At 62.1% G+C, this 15,518-nt stretch carries 13 protein-coding genes; 6 read left to right on the top strand and 7 right to left on the bottom strand.

Annotated features, from left to right (window positions below; genetic code table 11):
- Window positions 1–64: 64 nt before the first annotated feature.
- Window positions 65–1,066 carry a type I glyceraldehyde-3-phosphate dehydrogenase gene (gene gap, locus WBR57_RS30965; protein ID WP_034109185.1) on the bottom strand — a complete coding sequence of 334 codons (1,002 nt, stop codon included), beginning with the start codon at window positions 1,064–1,066 and terminating at the stop codon, window positions 65–67.
- A 221-nt stretch (window positions 1,067–1,287) separates the two neighbouring features.
- On the opposite strand from gap, the gene edd reads away from it, so the two are divergent.
- From edd to WBR57_RS30945, 4 genes are all read left to right on the top strand, one after another.
- Complete coding sequence (gene edd / locus WBR57_RS30960; protein WP_424089515.1) at window positions 1,288–3,114, top strand: phosphogluconate dehydratase; 1,827 nt, start codon at window positions 1,288–1,290, stop codon at window positions 3,112–3,114.
- Complete coding sequence (locus WBR57_RS30955) at window positions 3,111–4,067, top strand: glucokinase (protein ID WP_424089513.1); 957 nt, start codon at window positions 3,111–3,113, stop codon at window positions 4,065–4,067. Before edd ends, WBR57_RS30955 begins: the two co-directional genes overlap by 4 nt.
- Window positions 4,068–4,141: 74 nt before the next feature.
- On the top strand, window positions 4,142–4,876 hold the full coding sequence (locus WBR57_RS30950; protein WP_122541106.1) for a response regulator transcription factor: 735 nt from the start codon (window positions 4,142–4,144) through the stop codon (window positions 4,874–4,876).
- 28 nt (window positions 4,877–4,904) lie between these two features.
- Entirely contained in the window at window positions 4,905–6,332 is a 1,428-nt protein-coding gene (locus tag WBR57_RS30945; protein ID WP_424089519.1) for an ATP-binding protein, read from the top strand.
- 34 nt (window positions 6,333–6,366) lie between these two features.
- On the opposite strand, the gene WBR57_RS30940 is transcribed toward WBR57_RS30945, so the two are convergent.
- The gene (locus tag WBR57_RS30940; protein ID WP_424089510.1) at window positions 6,367–7,296 is read right to left on the bottom strand and encodes an AraC family transcriptional regulator; all 930 of its coding nucleotides are present in this window, start codon (window positions 7,294–7,296) and stop codon (window positions 6,367–6,369) included.
- 328 nt (window positions 7,297–7,624) lie between these two features.
- On the opposite strand from WBR57_RS30940, the gene WBR57_RS30935 reads away from it, so the two are divergent.
- Both WBR57_RS30935 and WBR57_RS30930 read left to right on the top strand, forming a co-directional pair.
- Window positions 7,625–7,966, top strand: a complete 342-nt coding sequence (locus WBR57_RS30935) for an antibiotic biosynthesis monooxygenase family protein (protein WP_122758497.1) — start codon at window positions 7,625–7,627, stop codon at window positions 7,964–7,966.
- Window positions 7,967–8,008: 42 nt separating this feature from the next.
- Window positions 8,009–8,254 carry a hypothetical protein gene (locus tag WBR57_RS30930; RefSeq protein WP_122772562.1) on the top strand — a complete coding sequence of 82 codons (246 nt, stop codon included), beginning with the start codon at window positions 8,009–8,011 and terminating at the stop codon, window positions 8,252–8,254.
- Between the two features lie 48 nt (window positions 8,255–8,302).
- Here WBR57_RS30930 and WBR57_RS30925 read toward each other — a convergent pair whose 3' ends face one another.
- The 5 genes from WBR57_RS30925 to WBR57_RS30905 form a co-directional block, all read right to left on the bottom strand.
- The gene (locus WBR57_RS30925) at window positions 8,303–8,935 is read right to left on the bottom strand and encodes a flavin reductase family protein (RefSeq protein WP_424089507.1); all 633 of its coding nucleotides are present in this window, start codon (window positions 8,933–8,935) and stop codon (window positions 8,303–8,305) included.
- Between the two features lie 151 nt (window positions 8,936–9,086).
- Entirely contained in the window at window positions 9,087–10,406 is a 1,320-nt protein-coding gene (locus WBR57_RS30920) for an MFS transporter (RefSeq protein WP_424089505.1), read from the bottom strand.
- A 260-nt stretch (window positions 10,407–10,666) separates the two neighbouring features.
- On the bottom strand, window positions 10,667–11,992 hold the full coding sequence (locus tag WBR57_RS30915; RefSeq protein ID WP_424089503.1) for a sigma-54-dependent transcriptional regulator: 1,326 nt from the start codon (window positions 11,990–11,992) through the stop codon (window positions 10,667–10,669).
- A complete protein-coding gene (locus WBR57_RS30910) occupies window positions 11,986–13,752 on the bottom strand; it encodes an ATP-binding protein (RefSeq protein WP_424089501.1) in 1,767 nt (588 codons plus the stop codon). Before WBR57_RS30910 ends, WBR57_RS30915 begins: the two co-directional genes overlap by 7 nt.
- Window positions 13,753–13,899: 147 nt before the next feature.
- Complete coding sequence (locus WBR57_RS30905) at window positions 13,900–15,423, bottom strand: fumarate hydratase (protein WP_424089499.1); 1,524 nt, start codon at window positions 15,421–15,423, stop codon at window positions 13,900–13,902.
- Window positions 15,424–15,518: the final 95 nt, after the last annotated feature.

Here is a 15,518-nt window from a genome sequence, read left to right as displayed (position 1 = left end):
CCGTCTTCGCGAGCAAGCCCGCTCCCACACAAGCCCACTCCCACAGAGAGGCTTCGTTACCTGCTTACTCGGCGTTGCACAGCGCCAGGCAGTTATCCAGCATACGGTTGGAGAAACCCCACTCGTTGTCGTACCAGGCCAGCACTTTGAGCAGCTTGCCGCTGGCCTTGGTGTGGTTGGCGTCGAAAATCGACGACAGCGGGTTATGGTTGAAGTCGCTCGAAACCAGCGGCAAGGTGTTGTAGCCGAGGATTTTCGAGTGCTGGCTGGCTTCTTTCAGCAGCGCGTTGACTTCATCCGCCGTGGCGTCTTTTTTCAGCTGCACGGTGAGGTCTACCAGCGACACGTTGATCACCGGTACGCGCACCGCCATGCCGGTCAGCTTGCCCGCCAGTTCCGGCAGCACCAGGCCTACCGCTTCGGCGGCGCCGGTCTTGCTCGGGATCATGTTCTGGGTGGCCGAGCGCGCACGGTACGGGTCGGTGTGGTAGACGTCGGTCAGGTTCTGGTCGTTGGTATAGGCGTGAATGGTGGTCATCAGGCCGCTTTCGATGCCCAGCTCGCGGTGCAGCACTTGAGCCACGGGCGCCAGGCAGTTGGTGGTGCACGATGCGTTGGAGATGATCTGGTGGGATTGACGCAAAATGTCATGGTTCACCCCATAGACCACCGTGGCGTCCGCGCCTTTGGCCGGGGCCGAGATGATCACCTTGCGCGCGCCGGCAGTAATATGGGCGGCAGCCTTGTCACGGTCGGTGAACAGGCCGGTGCATTCGAACACCACGTCGATCTTGTGCGCAGCCCACGGCAGGTCGGCGGGGTTGCGAATGGCACTGACGGCAATCCGGTCACCATTGACGGTCAGGCTTTCCTGATCGTGGGCGACCTCTGCTTCGAAAGTGCCATGTACGGTGTCGTATTTGAGCAGGTGGGCATTGATCGAACTGTCGCCCAGATCATTGATGGCGACGATCTGCAAATCCTGGCGGTAGCCTTGGGTATACAGTGCGCGCAGGACATTACGGCCGATACGGCCAAAACCATTGATTGCGATACGAAGAGTCATTGGAAAGTGCCTGTCGTCGATTTGTTGTAAGAATTACAAGATTATTCGCATAAAAATAGAAAACAAGCCTTTTTAGTGGCAATATTTTGTTCAATCTACAACGAGTGACCTGAATCAACTGGTCCGATGATACAAACGTCACCCTGCCATCCCATGCGCTGCGGGCGTTTGATCAGCATAGACACTCAGGTCGCCACATCCGTTAGCCTGGAGTTCTACACATGCATCCCCGCGTTATTGAGGTCACCGAACGGCTTATCGCCCGCAGTCGTGCAACCCGCGAGGCTTACCTTGCGCTCATTCGCGGCGCAGCCAGCGACGGCCCGATGCGCGGTAAGCTGCAATGTGCCAACTTCGCCCACGGCGTGGCCGGCTGCGGCACTGAAGATAAAAATAGTCTGCGAATGATGAATGCCGCCAACGTGGCAATTGTTTCGTCATATAACGACATGCTCTCGGCGCACCAGCCGTATCAATATTTCCCTGAACAGATCAAGGAAGCCCTGCGCGAAGTCGGCTCGGTCGGCCAGTTCGCCGGCGGCACCCCGGCCATGTGCGACGGCGTGACCCAAGGTGAGCCCGGCATGGAGCTGAGCCTGCTCAGCCGCGAAGTCATCGCCATGTCCACGGCGGTAGCGCTGTCCCACAACATGTTCGACGCCGCACTGATGCTGGGCATCTGCGACAAGATCGTCCCCGGCCTGATGATGGGCGCGCTGCGCTACGGCCACCTGCCGATGATCTTCGTCCCGGGCGGGCCGATGCCGTCGGGTATCTCCAACAAGCAGAAAGCCGATGTGCGCCAGCGCTACGCCGAAGGCAAGGCCACCCGCGAAGAGCTGCTGGAATCGGAGATGAAGTCCTACCACAGCCCCGGCACCTGCACCTTCTACGGCACCGCCAACACTAACCAGCTGCTGATGGAAGTGATGGGCCTGCACCTGCCGGGCGCCTCGTTCGTCAACCCGTACACGCCGCTGCGCGACGCGCTGACCCGCGAGGCCGCGCACCAGGTCACGCGCCTGACCAAAGCCAACGGCAACTTCACGCCGATTGGCGAGATCGTCGACGAGAAGTCCATCGTCAACTCGATCATCGCCCTCAACGCCACCGGCGGTTCCACCAACCACACCCTGCACATGCCGGCCATCGCCATGTCGGCGGGCATCATCCTCACCTGGGACGACATGGCCGACCTCTCCGAGGTGGTGCCGACCCTGTCCCACGTGTACCCGAACGGCAAGGCCGACATTAACCACTTCCAGGCGGCAGGCGGCATGTCGTTCCTCATCCGCGAGCTGCTCGAAGCCGGCCTGCTGCATGAAGACGTCAACACCGTGGCCGGCAAGGGCCTGAGCCGTTATACCCAGGAGCCGTTCCTGGTCGACGGCGAGCTGATCTGGCGCGATGGCCCCATCGAAAGCCTCGACGAAACCATCCTGCGTCCCGTGGCCCGTGCGTTCTCGCCGGAAGGCGGCTTGCGCGTGATGGAAGGCAACCTCGGCCGTGGCGTGATGAAAGTCTCGGCCGTGGCGCCGGAGCACCAGATCGTCGAAGCACCGGCGGTGGTGTTCCAGGATCAACAGGATCTGGCCGACGCGTTCAAGGCCGGCCAGCTGGAAAAAGATTTCGTCGCGGTGATGCGCTTCCAGGGCCCGCGCTCCAATGGCATGCCGGAACTGCACAAGATGACCCCGTTCCTCGGCGTGCTGCAGGACCGTGGCTTCAAAGTGGCGTTGGTGACAGACGGGCGTATGTCCGGCGCGTCGGGTAAGATCCCCGCCGCGATCCACGTCAACCCCGAAGCCCAGAGCGGCGGGCCACTGGCGCGCGTGCGCGATGGCGATATCATTCGCGTGGATGGCGTCAAAGGCACCTTGGAGCTTAAGGTGGACGCCGAAGAATTTGCAGCGCGCGCGCCTGCCACGGGCCTGTTGGGCAATAACGTGGGGGCCGGCCGCGAGCTGTTTGCGTTTATGCGCATGGCCGCAAGCTCCGCAGAGCAGGGCGCCAGCGCCTTTACCTCTGCCTTGGAGACGCTTAAGTGAAGCTAGCGCTGGTCGGTGATATCGGGGGAACCAACGCTCGTTTTGCGTTGTGGCGGGATCAGGCACTGCATTCGATCCGGGTGCATGCCACGGCGGACCACAAAAGCCCTGAGGATGCGATCAAGGCTTATCTCAAGGAAGAAGGCCTGGAAAGCAGCGACATCGGTGCGGTGTGCCTGTCGGTCGCCGGGCCGGTGAGCGGGGATGAATTCAAGTTCACCAATAATCACTGGCGCCTGAGCAAGACTGCGTTTTGCAAGACGTTGCAGGTGGATGAGCTGCTGCTGGTCAATGACTTCACGGCCATGGCCCTGGGCATGACCCGCCTGCAGCCGGATGAATTTCGTGTGGTTTGCGAAGGTACGCCCGAACCGTTGCGCCCGGCAGTCGTGATCGGCCCGGGCACCGGCCTGGGCGTCGGCACGCTGCTGGATTTGGGCGAAGGCCGTTACGCGGCGTTGCCGGGGGAGGGTGGCCATGTCGACTTGCCCCTGAGCAGCCCGCGTGAAACCCAGCTGTGGCAGCATATCTTCAATGAAATCGGCCACGTCAGCGCCGAGACGGCCTTGAGCGGTGGCGGTTTGCCACGCGTGTACCGGGCGATTTGTGCGGTAGACGGGCACACACCGGTGCTGGACACCCCCGAGGCGATCACGGCGGCGGGCCTGGCCGGTGACCCGATCGCCATGGAAGTCTTGAACCAGTTCAGCATCTGGCTGGGGCGGGTCGCAGGCAATAACGTGCTGACTACCGGTGGACGCGGTGGTGTGTATATCGTGGGTGGGGTGATACCGAGGTTTGCCGACTTCTTTATCAACAGCGGCTTTGCCAAAAGCTTCAGTGACAAAGGCTGCATGAGCGACTACTTCAAAGGTATTCCGGTGTGGCTGGTGACCGCGCCGTATTCCGGGTTGACCGGGGCGGGTGTTGCGCTCGAGCAGGCTTTTGCATAGGCAATGAGGGCCTCATCGGGGGCTTGCCCACGATAGGTCCCTCAAGAACACCCCATAACAACAAGGAGGACCCCGTGAGCGTAATCAGTAAATCGATTCTCCTCGTCGACGACGACCAGGAAATCCGCGAATTGCTGCAGACCTACCTCAGTCGCGCCGGTTTCCAGGTGCGTGGCGTGCCGGATGGTGCGGGGTTCCGCCAGGCGATGAACGAGGCGCCGTGCGACCTGGTCATCCTCGATGTGATGTTGCCGGACGAGGACGGTTTCAGCCTCTGTCGCTGGATCCGCCAGCACCCGCGCCAGGCGCAGGTGCCGATCATCATGCTCACCGCCAGTTCCGACGAGGCCGACCGCGTGATCGGCCTGGAGCTGGGCGCCGATGACTACATCGGCAAGCCGTTCAGCCCGCGCGAGTTGCAGGCACGGATCAAGGCCCTGTTGCGCCGCTGCCAGTTCGGCCAGGAGCGCAGCGGCAACAGTGACGTGCTGGTGTTCGATGAATGGCGCCTGGACATGATCAGCCATCGGCTGTTCCACGTTGACGGTGAAGAGGTGATCCTTTCCGGTGCCGACTTTGCCCTGCTCAAGCTGTTTCTCGACCACCCACAACAGATTCTCGACCGCGACACCATCGGCAACGCCACCCGTGGGCGCGACCTGATGCCGCTGGACCGGATCGTCGACATGGCCGTGAGCCGCCTGCGCCAACGCCTGCGCGACACCGAAAAACCCCCGAGGCTGATCCGCACCGTGCGCGGCAGCGGTTATCAACTGGCAGCCAGCGTGGTTGCCGGCAATGCCCACTGAACACCTGACCGAGCGCCGCCGCGTTCCGGTGCCGCGCTCGCTGCTGGGGCGCATGCTGTTGCTGACCTTGCTTGCGGTGCTGGTCGCCCAGGCGCTGTCCAGCGTGATCTGGGTCTCGCAATTGCGCGCCACCCAGCTCGAAGGCCTGGTCACCAGCGCCCGCAGCCTGGCGCATTCGATGACCGCCAGCGTGAGTTATTTCCGTTCGTTGCCGGTGGCCTATCGGCCATTGGTCCTCGACCAATTGCGCAGCATGGGCGGCACGCGGTTTGTGGTGACCCTCAATGACCGCCCCTTGGACATGCAGGTATTGCCCGAAACCCCGCGCAAGCAAGCGGTGCTGGTGGCGGTGGATGAGGTGTTGCGCCAGACCCTGGGCGCCGACGTGCACATCTCGGTGGAGTTCGTCAGCGCCGAAGACCTGCGCATCTTCAATGCCGGTTTGAAACTCGATGAACTGCCGCGCTCCTGGGCGCATTACGCGCTGACCCTGGAGCCGGTAAACCCGCCGGTACTGGTCACGCAGATCCAGCTCGCCCCTGGCGAATGGCTGTACATCGCCTCGCTGCTGCCCGAGCCCTACACCAGCCTTGAAGAACAGGGCCTGCCGTCACAGCAGGTGTGGTTTATCGTGCTGACCAGCGGCTTTCTGCTGCTGTTTATCGGCCTGCTGGTGCATTGGCAAAGCCGGCCGCTCAAGCGCCTGGCGCGGGCGGCGCGGGACATGTCGCTGGGCGCGGACGTAGAACCGGTGGCCGAAGGCGGCGGCAGTGAAGTGGTGGAAGTGGGCCGCGCATTCAATGCGATGCGCGAGCGCATCAGCCGTTACCTGACCGAGCGCAGCCAGCTGTTCAGCGCGATTTCCCACGACCTGCGTACACCGATCACCCGCCTGCGCCTGCGCGTGGAGCTGCTCGAAGACGAGAACCTGCAAAACAAATTCGGCCGCGACCTGGATGAGTTGGAGTTGCTGGTGAAGGGCGCGCTGCAATGCGTGAAAGACACCGATATCCACGAAAACATCGAGCCGGTGGACCTCAACCACGTACTCGATTGCCTGGTGGAACCTTACGTGGCGCCCAACGGCAACGGCCGCGTGACCCAGCACGGCCGCGCGCTGACTACTTATCCGGGCAAGCCGCTGGCGCTCAAGCGCTGCATCGGCAACCTGATCGACAACGCGTTGAAGTACGGCCAGAACGCGCATTTGCACATCGAGGATGATGGCGCGGAATTTATCCTGCACGTCGACGACGAAGGCCCCGGCGTGCCGGAGCAGCGCTTGGAGCAGGTGTTCGAACCGCATTTCCGGTTGGCCGGCCAGCAGCAGGGGTATGGGCTGGGGTTGGGGATTGCGCGCAACATTGCCCACAGCCATGGCGGCGAGGTGAGTTTGCAGAATCTTCGCGAGGGAGGTTTGCGCGTGACGTTGCAGCTACCCCGCGGATTAGACTGAATACACTCGGCCCGAATGTGGGAGCTGCGTCAGGTCAGATGCTTTGGCGCAGACGGGCCAAATCCCTCAAGGGCGGCGCACCAAACAACCGGCTGTACTCGCGGCTGAACTGCGACGGGCTTTCATAGCCCACCCGATACCCCGCCGCCGACGCTTCCAGCCCTTCAGCGAGCATCAGCCGGCGAGCCTCCTGCAAGCGCAGTTGCTTCTGGTATTGCAGCGGGCTCATCGCGGTGATTGCCTTGAAGCGATGGTGCAAGGTCGAAACGCTAAGGTTCACTTCCTTGGCCAGGTCATCAATGCGCAGCGGTTGTTCATAGTTACCGTTCAACCACTTGATCGCCTGGCTGACGCGATGGCTCTGACTGTTGGCCACGGCGATTTCATACAAGCGATAACCCTGCGGCCCACGCAACAAACGGTAGAGAATCTCGCGGTTGATCAACGGCGCAAGCATCGCGATGTCTTTGGGCGAGTCCAGCAAACGCGCCAGGCGCAGCACGGCGTCGAGCAATTGCGTGTCGATACGGTCAACGTACATGCCACGCGAGGTCGGCCGCGACGGCACGCCCATCGGGCCAGCCTCGGCGATCAGGGCGGTGAGCTGCGCCGGGTCGATATTGATGCGCACCGACAGGTTGGGGTCGTCCGGGGTGGCTTCGATGATCCGGCCCGCCACCGGCATCGCCACCGAAAACACCAGGTAATTAAGGGGGTCGTACGCAAAAACTTCATCCGCCAGGCGTACTTCCTTGCGGCCATGGGCCAGGATGCACAGCGCGGGTTCCACCAGCACCGGCATGAAGTCGCGCGGCGCGTTGTGGCGGTTCAGAAACAGGGAGGTGATCGCTGTGCCGTAGGAGCCGTCCTCCCAGGTATGCCGGCAGACGATGCAGGCCAGCTCTTCGCGCTGTTTTTCCATATCGGCATCAAGGGGCAGGGCGTGATATTCGGGCGACGACATGGAGCGTCCTCTGCGTGCTTTTACGATGGGCTCAGCTTAGCCGCGGCTTTTCAAACAGTGTTACGTCGATTCTGCACAATCCTTGCCTGATCCTGCGACAGTTCGTGAATCAGGCAAGCAATGCACCTGTCATCTCATTGAAACAAGGCGTTTGGCCATGGACTAAAACGGCGGCGCCAGACGTCCTGTCTACGCTTCTCGCAGGATTGTGCAATAAGCCGGCAGGAATCGACTAACCACGGCCACGCCCGCGCCGCTATCTTTGATCCTGTGGCAACACGCCCTCACAGTGCTTGCCGAGCATCACTTCTCAACGGGAGAGTCGAACATGTCCACCCCCATTCCCGCGAGCCATATGGCCTTTATCCGTGCCCGTACCGGGTGCAGCATCGAACTCGGTGCACGCTTGAGCAGTTTGATCGAACCGGGCCGCCAGGCTCAGGGTTGCCTGCAATTCTCGTTGCAGCACTCCCAGGTCGATCCTGATGTGTGGCTGGTCTCGGGCTTCTGGAGCAGCGAGCAGGCGATGAGTGCTTACTTCAATTCCCCGGCCCTGATGATCTTTACCGAGCTGTTGAACGATATGGTGGTCCGCAGCATGGATTTCCAGACGTTCACCGATGCGTCCGCCGCCCACGCGTACGGCGAGTACCTGCAACTCGCCGGTTAGGGTTTAGAATGGCCGACTTTTCCATTGGCCAGGACCTGCAACATGGCACGTAAACAATTTGCCCACCACGAAGCCGTTTCCGCCGTAGTACCGGGTGAAGGGGGCTACAGCGCCGCCGTCGCCGTCAAGGCACTGGATGGCATGGGCGCACCGCAGTTTCACAAGATCCTTGATGGCCAGAAGTTCAAGACTGCTTCCGACGCCGACGATGCAGCGACGCTGCAGCTGGAGTGCCTGGTGGACGTGGACGAAGAAGGCCAACTGACCTGGGCGACTGCCGCGAACTAAAACTGTGGGAGAGGCGTGTCCCCTCCCGCAGTTTTGACTGCATTTCAGTCAGGGCTTTGTGGCACCTGGGCGATACATCTTGAACAGGGCCTCAGGCCCCAACTGGAAGTAATCCGCCGGGCCGCCGCCACGCAGGATCGGCTCGGCGGCCGCAGTGTCGTAGATACCATCCTTGAGCAGCCACTTGGCAATGTGCACCGCGACCACCTCGCCCAGCACCAGCCAGCTTGGCACCACTTGCCTGTCGGCACGCTGCAGCTGGATGATCTGCGTAACCTTGCACTCGAAGGACACCGGGCTCTCGCCCACCCGTGGCACGCCGACGATCTTCGACGCCACTGGCGTCAGGCCGGACAATTCGAACTCATTGACTTCGGGCGATACCGCGGCGCAACTCTGGTTCATCTGCTCGGCCAAGGGGCGGGTGGCCAGGTTCCACACGAACTCGCCGGTCTGTTCGATATTGTTCAGGCTGTCTTTGCGCCCGACACTGGAAAACCCAATGATCGGCGGAATGTAGTTGAACGCATTGAAAAAACTGTAGGGCGCCAGGTTCAGGCGGCCCTCGCTGTCGTGCGAGGAGATCCAGCCGATCGGCCGTGGCCCGACAATGGCATTGAAGGGGTCGTGGGGCAGGCCGTGGCCATTGGCGGGTTCGTAGAAGTGGATAGCGTCAGACATGGCCTGTTCTGCTCTCGATTATGGGGAGCACATCATATCCAATGTGTGTGCGGGCTTGCTCGCGAATGCTCAGTGTCAGTCACCGGACAGGGTGACTGATCCACCGCTTTCGCGAGCAAGCCCGCTCCTACATGTTTACTGCATCAAGCTGTTAGTCCGTGGTGATCCGCGAGTGCTTGCGGGTGTCCTTCATGGTCACGTAAACCACCAGCGACACCGCGATGCACGCCGTGACGTACCAGTAATAGCCGGTTTCCATGCCGATACTCTTGAACCACAGCGCGACGTATTCAGCGGTACCGCCGAAGATCGACACGGTCAATGCATACGGCAGGCCCACGCCCAGGGCGCGGATTTCAGTCGGGAACAGTTCGGCCTTCACCACCGCGTTGATCGAGGTATAGCCGCTGACGATGATCAGCGCCGCCATGATCAGGAAGAACGCGCCCCACCAGCTTTGGATGGTGTGCAGGGTGGTGAGGATCGGCACGGTGAACAGGGTGCCGAGGACGCCGAAGGCGATCAGGATCGGTCGGCGGCCGACCTTATCCGACAGCCCGCCGACCAGGGGTTGAATGCACATGAACAGGAACAGCGTAGCCGCCGAAATGGTGGTGGAGTCGGAAATGCTCATGCCGACGGTGTTCACCAGGTATTTCTGCATGTAGGTGGTGTAGGTGTAGAAGGCCAGGGTGCCGCCCATGGTCAGGCCGACCACGGTCAATACTTCCTTGGGGTGGCGCATCAAGGTGCGCATGGCGCTTTCCTTGGCTTTTTCCTTCTTGGTGAATGACTCGGTTTCCTCCATGCCACGACGCAGGTAAAGCGCGACGACTGCACACAATGCACCGATGACGAACGGGATACGCCAGCCCCACGCGTACAGCTGCTCGGTGGTCAGGGTTTGTTGCAGCACGATCAGCACTGCCAGGGCGATGAGCTGGCCGGAGATCAGGGTCACGTACTGGAAGCTCGAGAAGAAACCACGACGCTCCTTGGTCGCCATTTCGCTCAGGTAGGTGGCCGAAGTACCGTACTCGCCGCCGACCGACAGGCCTTGGAGCAGACGCGCGAATACCAGCAGGATCGGTGCACCGATGCCGATGGTGTCGTAGCCCGGGGTCAGGGCGATCAGCAGGGAGCCGAAGCACATCAGCAGGACCGATGCCATCAGCGCGGCCTTGCGACCTTTGTAGTCGGCATAGAGGCCCATCAGCCAGCCACCGATCGGACGCATGATGAAACCCACGGCGAAGATCGCGGCGGTGTTCATCAATTGAGCGGTGGAGGAACCGGCGGGGAAGAAGGTCTTGGCGAAGTACAGCGAGAAGGCGGCGTAGACGTACCAGTCGTACCACTCGACCATGTTGCCGACCGAACCGCTGAAGATCGATTTGATCCGGCTGGAAGTCGTGCGTTCTTTTGCCGGCGCAGCCGCCGACCCCAGAGGCAGGGCGTTGGAGTTATCCATTGAAGGATCCTTCATCTAGTTGTTTTTATGGAGCGTGCGTCAGCACAGCCTGGCTGGGGCTATAGCAGAAGCTGTGCCAGGTCGATGGAGGTCCGGTTTAGAAGGGGTTCAGGAATTTTCTGAGCGGAAAGTCGCTGATGAATTGAGGGCAGTGAGCGGAAATCCGCTTATGGCTGCCACTCCCACCGGTTGAAATGCATTCCAGATGTGCGAGCGGGCTTGCCCGCGAAGGCGACCTGCCCGGCAACACGAGATTAGGCCTACAGAAACGTCTCCCGCACCAACCCATGCCGCTGCATCTTCTCATTCAAGGTGCGCCGCGGCAGTTGCAGTTCGGCGAGCACCGCCTTGATATCGCCCTTGTGCCGGGTCAGCGCGGCTTTCAGGCAATGAGCCTCAAAGGCTTCCTGTTGCGCGGCCAACGATTGCCCAGGCTCGATGCCTTCCGGTTCCGGCTCGCCCAGGCCGAGCACCTGGCGTTCGGCGACGTTGGCCAGTTCACGCACATTGCCCGGCCAGTCATGGCTGAGCAGGCGCCCCAATTGCGCGCCACTCAACGGTTCGAGACTTCGCCCCAGGCGCTCGGCGGCCTGTTGGGCGAAGTGCTCGTACAGCAGCGGGATGTCTTCGCGACGTTCGCGCAACGGTGGCAGGCGCAGTTGCGCGACGTTCAGCCGATAGGCCAAGTCTTCCCGGAAGCGCCCGGCGCGGGCTTCTTCCAGCAGGTCTGGCTTGGTCGCGGCAATGATGCGCAGGTCCACATGAATGCTCTGGTTGGAGCCCAGGCGTTCGAGCTTCTGCTCCTGCAGTACACGCAACAGTTTCACCTGCTGGGCCAGGGGCATGCTTTCGATTTCATCGAGGAACAGCGTGCCGCCATGCGCGTATTCCAGCTTGCCGATGCGCTTGCCCTGGGCGCCGGTGAACGCGCCGCTTTCGTGGCCGAACAGTTCGGCCTCGAACAGTTGCTCGGGAATGGCCGCGCAATTGAGCGCCACGAACGGCTTTTTCGCGCGCGGGCCGAAATCGTGCAGGCAGCGGGCAACCAGTTCTTTGCCGCTGCCGGTCTCGCCACGGATCAACACATTGACCGGCAAGCTTGCCAGGTCCAGCACTTGGCGCCGCAGGTTCTGCAAACCACGGGACACGCCGAGCAGGCTGGACTCCAATTGCGCCCGATGATCAGCCTGTTGATGCAGGCGACGGTTTTCAAGGATCAGCCCGCGTTTGTCCAGCGCGCGGCGCAGGCTGTTGAGCAGTGCGTCGGGGCTGAAGGGTTTTTCCAGAAAGTCGTAGGCGCCATCGCGCATTGCCTCGACGGCCATCGGCACATCGCCGTGGCCGGTCAGCAGGATCACTGGCAAGTCGGGGTCACGCCGTTGCACTTCTGCGAGCAGCTCCAAGCCACTGAGGCCGGGCATGCGCACGTCGCTTAAGATCACGCCGGGGAAGTCCTTGGGCAGTGTCGCCAGGCATTCCTCGGCGCGGCTGAACAGCTGCACGTCAAAGCCCGACAGGCTCAACCATTGCTCGACGGCCGTGCGAATGCTGGCTTCGTCATCGACCACAATCACCGCGTTCAACATAGGTCCGGCGTCTCCAGCGCAATAGGCAAGGTCAGGGTAAACACCGCGCCGTCGCCACGGTTACCGGCGGTCAAGCGACCGCCCAGTTCATGCACGATGGCGTACGACACCGCCAGCCCGAGGCCAAGCCCGTCGCCCACCGGCTTGGTGGTAAAGAACGGGTCGAACACGTTATTCAGATGTTCTTCGGCAATCCCGCCGCCGCTGTCGCTGACGGTCAGTTGCCAAAGCTGCTCATCCGCGTGCAGGCGGATTTCCAGGCGTTTGCGCGGTTTGTCGGCCATGGCGTCGAGGGCGTTGCGCAGCAGGTTGATCAGCACTTGCTCGAGGCGGATCGCGTCGCCACGCACCCAGGCTGGGCGGGTCATGTCCAGCACCAGACCAATGGCTTCGTCGCGCAGGCGCGCGTCGAGCAGCTGCAAGGATTGGTCGACCACGGTGGCCAGGTCCAGGCGTTCGCGCAGGCCGCTGGGGCTTTTGCGCGCGAAGGTCTTGAGGTGGCCGGTGAGCGCGGCCATGCGCGTGAGCATGTCGTCCAGCGGGGTCAGCGCCTGGTAGGCGTCGTCCACGCGGCCGTGGTCCAGCAGCAGGCGCAGGGTCGCCAATTGCATGCGTTGGGCGGTCAGCGGCTGGTTGATTTCATGGGCGAGGGCGGCCGACATCTGCCCCAGCGCCGCGAGCTTGGCCGATTGCACCAAACCATCCTGGGCGGTGCGCAAGGCCTGGGTGCGTTCTTCAACCAGTTGCTCAAGCTCCTCGCGGCTGCGCTGGCGCAAACGGGCGAGGCGCCAGCGCTGCGTCAGGAACAGCACCAGGAACACCAGCGCCAGCCAGGACCCCGCGGCGGCCAGGCCGGCGTTGCGCTGGTCTTCAAAGGCGAACTGGGGTTTGCGCAACAGGTGCAGGGTCCAGCCTTCGGCCTTCAGCGGCAGGGATTCCCAGATGTAATTGGCGTTACCGTCCGGGCCGTTGACGCGCATCAGGTGGCTGTTTTCGTCGAAGCGCTGCAGGGGCTGAACGTCCAGCGGCTGCAATTGTTTTTTGTCATATTGGCGGGTGGCCTTGAGTTCCGCCAGGTCACTGGCCGACAGTGGCCGCAGGTTGCGATAACGCCAGCCCGGCTGATTGGCGATAAACACGATACCGCGCGCGTCGCTGACCAGCAGCAGGTCATTGCCTTGGGCCCACTCGCGCTCCAACTCGGGGAATTCCAGTTTCACCACCATCGCGCCGAGGAACTGCTCGTGTTCGTCGACCACCGCGCTGGAGAGGAAATAACCCGGAATGCCAGTGGTTACCCCCACCGCGTAAAAGCGCCCGGTGCCCTGGCTCAGGGTCTGGCTGAAATAAGGGCGGAAGGCGTAGTTGTGCCCGACGTAACTGCTCGGCAGGTTCCAGTTGCTGGCGGCCACGGCCAGACCGCTGCGGTCCATCAGTTCCAGCGTGGAAGATTGCGCGGCACCGTTGATGCGCTCCAGCTTGCGGTTGAGCAGGTCCTGGGTCGTGGCATCCAGCGGGCCCTTCAAGGCGCTGATCATTTCCGAATCCAGCGCCAGCACAGCGGGCAGCGCGCGGTAGCGTTCGATCAGGGTGTGCAGCGAGTTGGCGTACAGCGCCAGCTGCTGGTTGGCGCGGGCGGCGTCGTCCACCAGAGCCTGGCGCTCGGCATGGCGCGTGGCCAAGGCAGCGGCCAGCACCGCACCGGCGATGATCAGCAACGAATAGAAGGTCAGGCGCAGGGGGCGAGGGATCACGATCATCGTTGATGAACAGGCACAGTGAGGGGAGAGCACCATAGCATGAGCTGTCCGGATCTTGTGGTGAGTGGATTGTGTGGGAGGGGGCAGCCATAAAAAAGGCGACTGGGCCATGGGGCCGCAGTCGCCTTTTTCCTTGTGCGAGGGTGCTTACTGCACTTCTACCGCCAGGCTTTCACTGATCTTTTTCTGCCAGATGGCAGGACCGGTGATGTGCACCGATTCGCCCTTGCTGTCCACCGCAACGGTGACCGGCATGTCCTTCACGTCGAACTCGTAGATCGCTTCCATGCCCAGTTCGGCGAACGCGACCACGCGCGATTGCTTGATGGCCTGCGCCACCAGATAAGCGGCGCCGCCGACGGCCATCAAGTACACGGCCTTGTGGTCCTTGATCGCTTCGATGGCGGTAGGGCCGCGCTCGGATTTGCCGATCATGCCCAGCAGGCCGGTTTGCTCAAGGATCTGACGGGTGAACTTGTCCATCCGCGTCGCGGTGGTCGGGCCAGCCGGGCCAACCACTTCTTCGCGCACCGGATCAACCGGGCCGACGTAGTAGATGAAGCGACCTTTGAGGTCCACCGGCAGGGTTTCGCCCTTGTTCAGCATCTCGACCATGCGCTTGTGCGCCGCGTCGCGGCCGGTGAGCATCTTGCCGTTGAGCAACACGGTTTCGCCCGGCTTCCAGCTCTGCACTTCTTCCGGGGTCAGGGTGTCGAGGTTGACGCGACGGGCCGACGGGCCGGCTTCCCAGACGATCTCCGGGTAGGCGTCCAGCGGTGGCGCTTCCAGCGACGCCGGGCCCGAACCGTCGAGCACGAAGTGCGCGTGACGGGTGGCGGCGCAGTTGGGGATCATGCACACCGGCAGCGAAGCGGCGTGGGTCGGGTAGTCCATGATCTTTACGTCGAGCACGGTGGTCAGGCCACCCAGGCCTTGAGCGCCGATGCCCAGCTGGTTGACCTTCTCGAACAGCTCCAGGCGCATCTCTTCGATACGGTTGGACGGACCACGCTTTTTCAGCTCGTGGATGTCGATGGATTCCATCAACACTTCCTTGGCCATTACTGCGGCTTTCTCGGCGGTACCGCCGATGCCGATGCCCAGCATGCCCGGTGGGCACCAGCCGGCGCCCATGGTCGGAACGGTCTTGAGCACCCAGTCGACGATCGAGTCGGACGGGTTGAGCATGGCCATTTTCGACTTGTTCTCGGAACCGCCGCCCTTGGCGGCCACGTCCACTTCCACGGTGTTACCCGGGACGATGGAGTAGTGGATCACGGCCGGGGTGTTGTCCTTGGTGTTTTTCCGCGCGCCCGCCGGGTCGGCGAGGATCGAGGCACGCAGGACGTTTTCCGGCAGGTTGTAGGCCTGGCGCACGCCCTGGTTGATCATGTCGTCCAGGCTCATGGTCGCGCCGTCCCAGCGTACATCCATGCCCACGCGCACGAACACGGTGACGATGCCGGTGTCCTGGCAGATCGGGCGATGGCCGGTGGCGCACATGCGCGAGTTGATCAGGATCTGCGCGATGGAGTCACGGGCAGCCGGCGATTCTTCGCGCAGGTAGGCCTCGTGCATCGCCTGGATGAAGTCAACGGGGTGGTAGTAGGAGATGAATTGCAGGGCGTCGGCAACGCTCTGAATCAGGTCGTCTTGCTTGATCACGGTCATGAGTCGCGCTCCTCTATAAGGGAACATTCAATAAAGGTGGCTTCAGTGTTGCATCGGTCGGCTGAAGCCAGCTTCCACAGGCACGCCATTGGTGC

The organism is Pseudomonas sp., assembly GCF_049590575.1.
GTDB lineage: Bacteria > Pseudomonadota > Gammaproteobacteria > Pseudomonadales > Pseudomonadaceae > Aquipseudomonas.
Note: the sequence above shows the minus strand (reverse complement) of the source record. Positions and strands in the feature narration are given on the sequence as shown.

What these genes read in the sequence shown, in the direction of transcription:
- gap (WP_034109185.1), bottom strand. Translation starts at nt 1,066, where the DNA reads ATGACTCTTCGTATCGCAATCAATGGTTTTGGCCGTATCGGCCGTAAT.
- WBR57_RS30905 (WP_424089499.1), bottom strand. Translation starts at nt 15,423, where the DNA reads ATGACCGTGATCAAGCAAGACGACCTGATTCAGAGCGTTGCCGACGCC.
- WBR57_RS30920 (WP_424089505.1), bottom strand. Translation starts at nt 10,406, where the DNA reads ATGGATAACTCCAACGCCCTGCCTCTGGGGTCGGCGGCTGCGCCGGCA.
- WBR57_RS30930 (WP_122772562.1), top strand. Translation starts at nt 8,009, where the DNA reads ATGGCACGTAAACAATTTGCCCACCACGAAGCCGTTTCCGCCGTAGTA.
- WBR57_RS30910 (WP_424089501.1), bottom strand. Translation starts at nt 13,752, where the DNA reads ATGATCGTGATCCCTCGCCCCCTGCGCCTGACCTTCTATTCGTTGCTG.
- WBR57_RS30915 (WP_424089503.1), bottom strand. Translation starts at nt 11,992, where the DNA reads ATGTTGAACGCGGTGATTGTGGTCGATGACGAAGCCAGCATTCGCACG.
- WBR57_RS30940 (WP_424089510.1), bottom strand. Translation starts at nt 7,296, where the DNA reads ATGTCGTCGCCCGAATATCACGCCCTGCCCCTTGATGCCGATATGGAA.
- WBR57_RS30935 (WP_122758497.1), top strand. Translation starts at nt 7,625, where the DNA reads ATGTCCACCCCCATTCCCGCGAGCCATATGGCCTTTATCCGTGCCCGT.
- edd (WP_424089515.1), top strand. Translation starts at nt 1,288, where the DNA reads ATGCATCCCCGCGTTATTGAGGTCACCGAACGGCTTATCGCCCGCAGT.
- WBR57_RS30925 (WP_424089507.1), bottom strand. Translation starts at nt 8,935, where the DNA reads ATGTCTGACGCTATCCACTTCTACGAACCCGCCAATGGCCACGGCCTG.